Source organism: Pseudomonas sp. dw_612, from assembly GCF_018449725.1.
In the GTDB taxonomy this organism is placed as follows: Bacteria; Pseudomonadota; Gammaproteobacteria; order Pseudomonadales; family Pseudomonadaceae; genus Aquipseudomonas.
Window position 1 is genome coordinate 154,231 of record NZ_JAAVVC010000015.1, and the last position, 9,851, is coordinate 164,081.

The 9,851-nt window shown below is 62.2% G+C and carries 1 protein-coding gene (running past one end of the window); it reads right to left on the reverse strand.

All coding sequences use genetic code 11. The features are described 5' to 3' along the window. Positions 1–9,513: the 5' end (the start) of a non-ribosomal peptide synthase/polyketide synthase gene (locus HB680_RS21935; RefSeq protein WP_213940591.1), read on the reverse strand. 21,303 nt of this gene lie to the left of the window's left edge; the window shows 9,513 of its 30,816 coding nt (coding positions 1–9,513); its start codon is at positions 9,511–9,513; the stop codon falls past the left edge of the window. Between the last annotated feature and the right edge of the window lie 338 nt (positions 9,514–9,851).

Genomic DNA, 9,851 nt, shown 5'->3' on the forward strand with positions numbered 1-9,851 from the left:
GTCGAGTTTGCCGTTGGCGGTCAGCGGGAACAGGTCCAGCACCACGAAGGCGCTGGGCACCATGTACTCGGCGAGTGAGGCGGCCAGTTCGGCGCGCAGATCCTGCACTGACAACGTGGTGCCGGGTTCGGCAATTACGTAACCCACGAGGCGTTTTGGTCCCGACTCGTCCTGTCGCGCCAACACTACGGCGTCTTTCACGCCGGCACACAGGCCCAATCGCGCCTCGATCTCGCCCAGTTCGATGCGGAAACCACGGATTTTCACCTGGTCGTCGTTGCGACCCAGGTATTCGACATTGCCGTCCGGTAGCCAGCGACCGAGGTCGCCGGTGCGGTAGAGCAAGGCTTGCGGCTCAGTGCTGAACGGGTCGGCGACGAATTTCTCGGCAGTCAGCTCGGGGCGGTTTAGATAACCTTTGGCCACGCCGTCGCCGCCGATATACAACTCGCCCGCGACGCCAACCGGTACCGGGTTGCCCTGTGAATCCAGCAGGTAAAGCCGTGTATTGCCGACCGGGCGCCCGATGGGAACGCTGCCCGCGCCTGCTTTCTTGATTTCGTAGGTCGCCGAGAAGGTCGTGGCTTCGGTTGGGCCGTAGCCGTTGAGCAGGTGCTGCGGCGCGCCTTCTTTCAATACGCGGCTGATCACGGCTGGATCGAGCACGTCGCCACCGACGATCAGGTAGCGCAACTGGCCGAACACGGTCATCAAACCGGCGGCGTATTGGTGGAACAGCCCTGCCGTCATCCATAGCACACTGATTTTTTGCTCAAGCAGCAGCACCTGGAAGCATTCTTGCGAGAGCAAAACATCTTGCTCAACGATCACCACGCATCCGCCATTGAGCAGTGGCGCCCAGACGTCGAGGGTGCTGGCGTCGAAGGCCGGGTTCGAGGCAAACGCCACGCGATCCTCGGCGTTGAATTCGGCGTAGCCGTTGTTGATCACCAAGCGGCTGATGGCGCGGTGCGGGACCAAAACGCCCTTTGGCGTGCCGGTCGAGCCCGAGGTGTACATGATGTAGGCCGGGGATTCGCTGGACTGTGGCAGGTGTGGATCGGTTACCTGACTTTCGAGGGTTACGGTGTCCAGATCCACGCGCACTGCGTCTTCGGGCACGGCTGTTGTGCTGAGCGTCAGCACCCTCCGCGCCCCGCTGTCCTGCACCATAAAACCTTGACGCTCGGTGGGTGCGCTGAAGTCCAGCGGCACATACACAGCGGCACATTTGAGGATCGCCAACTGGCTGACCAGCAGTTCAAGGGAACGCTCCAGCAGAATCGCCACGCGATCTCCCGGTTGAACGCCGAGGCCGATCAGGTGATGAGCCAATTGATTGGCTCGGGTGTTGAGTTCGTTGTAAGTCAGGCTTTGCGTGTCGTGGACTGCCGCTGTTGCTTGCGGAGCAGCCAGAACCTGCGCTTCAAACAGCCCATGAACGGTGTTGTCCTGCGGATAGCTGCGCGCCGTCGCGTTGAAGTCCACCAGTAGTTGCTGACGCTCGGCGGGCGGCAGGATCGGCAGGCTCAGCAGTGCGGTGTGTGGCGCCTGCTCCAGGGCATCGACCAAATGCTCCAGCGCCGTGTTGAGGTAGGCACAAATACGCTCGGCGCCGATTTGTGGCATGGCCAGCGCGGTCACGCGGAAACCTTCGCCCAGGTCATCCACCGACAGGGTCAGCGGGTAGTTGGTGCGTTCTTCGTTGCTCAGGGATTCGATGCCTTCCCACGCCGTCAGAGTTTCGTTTGAATGCGCATGGGCCGCGCTGTGCCGATAGTTGAGCAAGGCGCTGAACAACGGCAATGGCGCGACCACCCCGCTGCAACGCTGGGCCAGGGCCAGCGAGGCATGTTCGTGACCCAGCAAACCGCTCAGCCGCGCGTGGGTGGCTTTTACCCCGTCGCGCACGCCGAGTTCACCGAGACTGACCCGCAGCGGCAAGGTGTTGATGAACATCCCGAGCGCCCGTTCGGCGCCCTCGCCGCCCTGCATCCGGCCCATCAGTACGGTGCCGAACACCACGTCTTCACGACCCGAAACCCGGCCCAACACTTGCGCCCAGGCCAAATGGTGCAGGCTTGCGGCGCTCACGCCCAACTGCCGGGCCTGGGCCCGCAGACGGCGACTCAGGTCGGCGCTGAGGTCCAGCGCGGATTCTTCAATGTCACTGCCATCGCCGCGCACATCCTGCAAACCGAACGGCAAGGTCGGCTCGTCGATATCGCCGAGCATGTCGCGGAAGAACGCTTCGTGTTCCTCGCGACTGACACCCAGGCGCGCCTGACCCACATAGTTGCGATACGGCACGGCTTCGCCAAGTTGCTCGGACTGACCGAGCAAGTGCGCTTGCATTTCCTGTTGCACCACTTCCAGCGCGACGTGATCGAGGGCCATGTGGTGGAACAGCAACATGGCCACCCAGCGTTGATTCGGCGCGTCATGGCTGAACGCGATGCGCATCAACGGCGCCTGTTGCATGTCGAGACGGTAATGCAGGGTGTCGAATTGTGCGCGCAGGCGGTCGGCGATCTCGCCTTCGGTGGCGTCGAACTTGATTTCCTCGACCGCCAGTTGCGCTTTGCGCCACACCACTTGCACCGGTTCGTCGAGGCCTTGCCACACCACCGAGGTGCGCAGGATGTCATGGCGATCGATCACGCCTTGCAGGGCATGGGCAAACGCGTCGAGACGCTCGCGATCGACGACGGTGAACGTGGCTTTCAGCACATACGGGTCGCCCTGAGACGCAGCGATGTGGTGGTAGAGAATGCCTTCCTGCAACGGCGCCAGGGGGTAGATGTCCTGCACGTTGCGCGCGCCGCCCGGAACGGTGGCGACGATGCGGTCGATGGCGTTCTGGTCGAGGTTGACCAGGGTCAGCATGTCCGGGGTGATCTCGGTGCAGCCCAGGCGGATGTTGTTCGCCGGCACCACGATTTCGTTAGCGCCACCCACTGCGGCAGCGAGTGCCGCCAGGGTTGGCTGGCCGAACAGGACGCGGATGTCTGCCGAAAGACCGAGTTGGCGCATGCGGCCGATCAGGCTGACGGCCAACAGGGAGTGACCGCCGAGTTCGAAGAAATGGTCGTGACGGCCGACTTTTGGAAGGCCCAGCAGGTCTTGCCAGATGTTGGCGAGGGCGATTTCGACTTCGCCGAGGGGGGCTTCGTAAGTGCGGGTGATGACGGCGGCGGAATCGGGGGCTGGCAGGGCTTTGCGGTCGAGTTTGCCGTTTGGCGTCAAGGGCAGTTTGTCGAGATGGACGTAGGCTGCCGGGATCATGTAGTCCGGCAGTTGGGTTTGCAGGTGGCGGCGGAGTGCGTCGATGTCCAGGGCTGCGGGCGCGGTGTAGTAAGCGACCAGACGTTTATCGCCGGGGACGTCTTCGCGGGCCAGGACGGCGGTTTCCTTAATGTTCTCGTGCTGGGCGAGTTTGGCTTCGATTTCGCCGAGTTCGATGCGGAAGCCGCGGATTTTGACTTGGTCGTCGTTGCGGCCCAGATACTCAATGTTGCCGTCGGGCAAGTAGCGGCCCAAGTCGCCGGTTCGGTACATCCGGGCGTTGGTGCGGAATGGGTCGGCGAGGAAGCGTTCTGCAGTGAGGTCGTCACGGTTCAGGTAACCGCGCGCCACGCCAGCGCCGCCGATGTAGATTTCGCCCGGAACGCCCATTGGCACGGGTTGTTGGTGCTCATCAAGTAAGTAGAACTGGGTGTTGGCGACGGGTTTGCCGATGTGGGCGGCGAAACCGTCTTCACGGTCCATCGACACCCAACTTGAATAGGTCGTGGTTTCCGAGGGGCCGTAGAGGTTGCATAGGCGCTGCACGCTAGTTTGTTCGAACAGGTTTTCCACGAGGTTGCGTTTCAGTGCTTCACCCGCGACGTTGACCGTGTGCACGTTTTTGCTCAACCCGCCCGATTCCAGCAAGGCTTTGAGGGCTGACGGCACGGTGTTGATCAGGGTGATGTCGTCTCGCAGTTCCAGCACATTAGTCACGACATCGATGCTGCCGCCCGAGGTCAACGGAGCGAAGCATTCGTAAACCGCCAAGTCGAAGTTCAGCGAGGTCGAGAACAGGGTTTTCGCCAACGTGGCGTCATCAAACGAACGATGCGCCCAGATCAGGAAGTTCACCGTGTTGCGGTGTTCGATCATCACGCCTTTCGGCAAACCGGTCGAACCCGAGGTGTAAATCACATACGCGAGATGCGCTGACATCAGTCCGCCAATCACAGGATTGGCGACGGATTCGTCCTGCCAAATCCCGCCATCCAGATTGATCACGGGCATCGAAGCCCCGGCCAACAGCCCCAATGTAGCGGCTTTCGCCAACACCACAGCAGGCGCACTGTCCTGCAACATGTAGGCAATCCGATCCAGCGGATACGCCGGATCCAGCGGCACATAACCGCCCCCCGCCTTCAAAATCGCCAGCAACCCAACCACCATCTCCGCCGAGCGCTCAACACAAATCGCCACCCGCGAATCAGGTTTCACGCCCTGTCCGCGCAGGTAATGCGCCAACCGGTTCGCCCGCTCATTCAACTCGCGATAGCTCAACCGCTGCTCGCCATGAACCACGGCTACGGCATCCGGCGTGCGCTCAACCTGCGCCTCAAACAACCCATGAACCGTCTGCTCCAGCGGATATAGCGCCTCAGTGGCATTGAACTCAACCAGCAATTTCAACCGCTCAGCCACCGGCAAAACCGACAACCGATACAACGAAGCCTGAGGCGTCTGCTCCAACGCTTCCACCAGGCTTTCCAACGCCGAATGCATATACGCGCAAACCCGCGCGGCCCCAACCTGCGCACCCACCAACACCGTCAATCTGAAGCCGCTACCTAAATCATCGACGTTCAACGTCAGCGGATAGTTGGTGCGTTCCTCGCCACTCAGCACTTCCATCCCACGCCACGCGTCCACGGCCTGAGCGGATATCGCGCCCACCGCACTGTGGCGATAGTTGAGCAACGCACTGAACAGCGGCAACGGTGCCAGCACACCGCTGCAGCGTTGCGCCAGGGCCAGCGAAGCATGCTCATGGCCGAGCAACGCGGTCAGTCGCGCATGGGTCGCCTTGACCCCGGCTTTCACACCTTGGGCACCGACATCCACCCGCAACGGCAAGGTGTTGATGAACATCCCCAGCGCCCGGTCGGCGCCGTCACCGCCCTGCATCCGGCCCATCAGGACGGTGCCGAACACCACGTCCTGCTTGCCGGACACCTTGCCCAGCACTTGCGCCCAAGCCAGATGCACCAGGCTCGCGGCACTCACGCCGAGTTGACGCGCCTGTGCTCGCAGACGCACATCCAACGCGGTCTCGACAACCCGGGCATGTTCTTCGATATCACGTCCATCGCCCTGCACATCCAGCAAACCGAATGGCAGCGTCGGTTCATCGATATCCCCGAGCATCTCGCGGAAAAACGCCTCATGTTCCTCGCGGCTGACACCCAGGCGCGCCTGGGCCACATAGTTGCGATACGGCACCGCTTCAGTCAGCTGATCCGCTTCACCCTGCAAGTACGCCTGCATCTCGTGCTGCACCACTTCCATGGCCGTGTGGTCCAGCGCCATGTGATGGAACAGCAGCGTCGCAACCAGGCGCTGATTAGCCTCATCCTGCGCATAGGCCAGACGCATCATCGGCGCCTGACTGACATCCAGTCGGTGATGGCGCGGGTCGAAGCGCTGGCTCAACTGTGTCACGGCCTCGCCGGCCACCGGGTCGAGTTCGACCGGTTCAAGGTGCAATTTCGCTTCACGCCAGACCACTTGGGCGGGTGATTCCAGTCCATCCCAGACAACGCCGGTACGCAAAATGTCGTGACGATCGATCACCACTTGCAGCGCTTGAATGAACGCGTCGAGGCGTTCCTGGTTGTCGAACGCAAACTGCGTTTGCAAGACGTACGGATCACCCTGCTCGGCGGCCAAATGGTGATAGAGGATGCCTTCCTGCAACGGCGCCAGCGGATAAATATCCTGCACATTGCGCGAACCGCCAGGGACGGTGGCGACGATGCGGTCGATGGTGTCTTGAGTCAGGTTGGCCAGCGGCAGCAGGTCCGGGGTAATGCGTTCGCAGTTCAGCGGAATCAGGTTCGCCGGAACGATCACTTCTTTGCCGCTACCTACAGCGGCCGCCAATGCCGCCAGGGTTGGCTGGCTGAACAGCACGCGCACATCGGCGCTCAGACCGGCCTGACGCATCCGTTCGATCAGCGTGACCGCCAGCAACGAGTGACCGCCCAGTTCGAAAAAGTGGTCGTGACGACCGACCTGCTCAACCTTGAGCACGTCAGCCCACAAGCGGGCCAGAGTTTCCTCGACCTCACCCTGCGGTGCTTCGTACTCGCGACTGGCGTAGGCATCGGCGTCCGGGGCCGGCAGTGCGCGGCGGTCGAGCTTGCCGTTGGCGGTCAGCGGGAAGGTTTCCAGCACCACGAAGGCGCTGGGCACCATGTACTCGGCCAGCGAGGCGACCAGCTCGGCGCGAAGATCCTGCGCTGACAAAGCGGTGCCGGGTTCGGCAATCACATAACCCACGAGACGTTTGGGTCCCGATTCGTCTTGTCGCGCCAACACCACAGCATCTTTTACGCCAGAGCACTGGCCCAACCGGGTTTCAATCTCGCCCAGTTCGACGCGAAAACCACGGATTTTCACCTGATCGTCGTTGCGGCCCAGGTATTCCACAGTGCCGTCCGCCAGCCAGCGGGCCAAGTCACCGGTGCGATACAGCAACGCCTCCGGGTCGGCGCTGAACGGGTCGGCGACAAACTTCTCGGCGGTCAACTCCGGGCGGTTCAAATACCCTTTGGCGACGCCGTCGCCGCCGATATACAACTCGCCCGCGACGCCAACCGGTACGGGCCGCTGGTAGGCGTCCAGCACATAAACCCTGGTGTTGCCGACCGGGCGACCAATCGGAATGCTGCCCGTGCCGACAGCCTTGATCTCATAGGTCGTGGTGAAGGTCGTGGCTTCAGTGGGGCCGTAGCCGTTGAGCAGGTGTTGCGGCGCGCCTTCGTTCAGCACGCGACTGATCACCGCCGGGTCGAGCACGTCGCCACCGACGATCAGGTAGCGCAGTTGGCCAAACACGGTCATCAAACCGGCGGCGTATTGATGGAACAGACCTGCCGTCATCCACAACACACTGATTTTTTGCTCAAGCAGCAACGTGCGGAAGCGTTCTTGCGACAGCAAGACATCTTGCTCGACGATCACCACGCAACCGCCATTGAGCAGCGGCGCCCAGACGTCGAGGGTACTGGCGTCAAACGCCGGATTCGAGGCAAACGCCACCCGGTCCTCGGCGTTGAATTCGGCGTAGCCGTTGTTGATCACCAAGCGGCTGATTGCGCGGTGCGGGACCAAAACGCCCTTCGGCGTGCCGGTCGAGCCGGAGGTGTACATGATGTAGGCCGGGGATTCGCTAGACTGCGGCAGTTGCGGATTACTTGCCAAGCCATCGAGGGAAACGGTGTCCAGATCAACACGCCGGGCGTCTTCGGGCACCGATTCCGTGCTCAACGTCAGCACAACCCGCGCCCCGCTGTCCTGCACCATAAAACCCTGACGTTCAATCGGCGCACTGATATCCAGCGGCACATAGACCGCCGCACACTTGATGATCGCCAACTGGCTGACCAGCAACTCAAGGGAGCGCTCCAGCAAAATCGCCACGGACGCGCCCGGTTGCACACCGAGGCCGATCAGGTGCTGGGCCAACTGATTGGCCCGGATGTTGAGTTCGTTGTAAGTCAGGCTGTGCGTGTCGTGAACCGCCGCTGTCGCCTCGGGGTGAGCCAGGACCCGCGCTTCAAACAACCCATGCACGGTTTGGTCCTGCGGATAGCTGCGCGTCGTCGCGTTGAAATCCAACAACACCCGCTGGCGCTCGATGTCCGGCAACACAATGAGCTGATGCAGCGGCATCTCCGGCGTTTGTTCCAACGCCCGAGCCAGACCCGCCAGCGCCGTCAGCATGTATTCGCCGACCCGCTGCGCGCCAATTTCCGCCAACGCCAACACGCTCAGGCTGAAACCTTCGCCGAGGTCATCCACCGACAGGGTCAGCGGATAGTTGGTGCGCTCTTCACCGCCCAACGATTGCAAACCTTTCCACGCTTTCAACGACTCCGTGGTCGCCTCCTGCGCCGTGCCGCTGTGGCGGTAATTGAGCAGCGAACCAAACAGCGGCGCCGGTGCCGGCACCCCGCTGCAACGCTGGGCCAAGGCCAGCGAGGCATGTTCGTGACCAAGCAACGCTGCCAGGTCGGCATGGGTGGCTTTGACGCTTTCGCGCGCGCCCTGCCCGGCCAGTTTCACCCGCAGCGGCAGGGTGTTGATGAACATCCCCAACGCGCGATCGGCACCGTCGCCGCCCTGCATCCGCCCCATCAGCACCGTGCCGAACACCACGTCTTCACGCCCGGACACACTGCCCACCACCCGCGCCCACGCCAAGTGATGCAAGGCAGCAGCGCTCACGCCCAACTGCCGGGCCAGGGCGCGCAGGCGAAGGCTGAGCGTCGCATCGATCGGCAGATGGACTTCCTCGATCACCGGGTCACGTTCCGGCACTACGGCCAACCCGAAGGGCAGCGTCGGCTCATCGACATCGGCCAACATTTCGCGGAAAAACGCCTCATGGGCGTCGCGACTGACGCCGAGTCGCACCTGCGCCACATAGTTGCGATACGGCATCGCTTCCGGCAACGCGTCGGCCGCGCCGAGCAGGAACGCCTGCATCTCATGCTGCACCACTTCCAGCGCCGCATGGTCCAGCGCCATGTGGTGGAACAACAGAATCGCCACCCAGCGGCCGTTTTCACTGTCCTGCGCAGACACCAGGCGCATCAGCGGCGCGAGGCCCACATCGAGGCGGTAATGCCGGGTGTCGAAGCGTTGTTGCAGTTGCCCGACGATGTCACCGTCCGCCGGGTCGAGCATGATTTCTTCCAGCGCCAGGGTCGCTTCGTGCCAGACCACTTGCACCGGCTCGTCCAGCCCTTCCCACACCACGGAGGTGCGCAGGATGTCGTGGCGATCGATCACGCCTTGCAGCGCGTGGGTAAAGTCGTCGAGCCGCGACCGTTGCTCGGCGCCGAACAGCGCTTGCAGCACATACGGATCGCCCTGCTCCGCCGCAAGGTGATGGTAAAGAATGCCTTCCTGCAATGGCGCCAACGGGTAAATGTCCTGCACATTGCCGGCGCCGCCGGGCACGGTTTCAACGATGCGGTCGATCTCTTCCTGACTGAGGCTGGCCAGGGGCAGCATGTCCGGGGTGATGCGGAACGCCGGGCTCAGCCAGTCGCCACCATTTCGCTCCACCAGCTTGAGCAGCTCGTTCTTATGCACGCCAAGACTGTCCCACAGCGCGCTGTCCAGTCCTTCGTCATCGCCCAGGATAACCAGGTTGTCGTCATCCAGTTGGAGACGGATCGGGTGCTGGGACAGAACGGCCATCAAATCGCTGAATTGCATCGAAGAACCTGCTTTTTGAATTCGGGGGTGGTTGACGATGAAAAATGTGCTTTTCAGATACGGCGCGGCGCCTGAACGCGGGAATCGGCAGCGCTTCAGGGGCCGAGGGGCGGTGCATGGGTGAGGCGTTGGGTGAATTGTCACGTTGAAAAACGATCGCAGACCGGGAGGTTTCTCTCGCCGCAATGACGCCCTTCACTGGTCGAAAAAATTAGAACATTCGGGGGGATATGTCTGTCATGGGAAGCAGGGACAAGCCCAGAAGCGGATCCGTGCGGATTCGCAGGATCGGGGTGTAATCCGATGGGCGAACCCATCGGATGGATACGGCGCGTGAA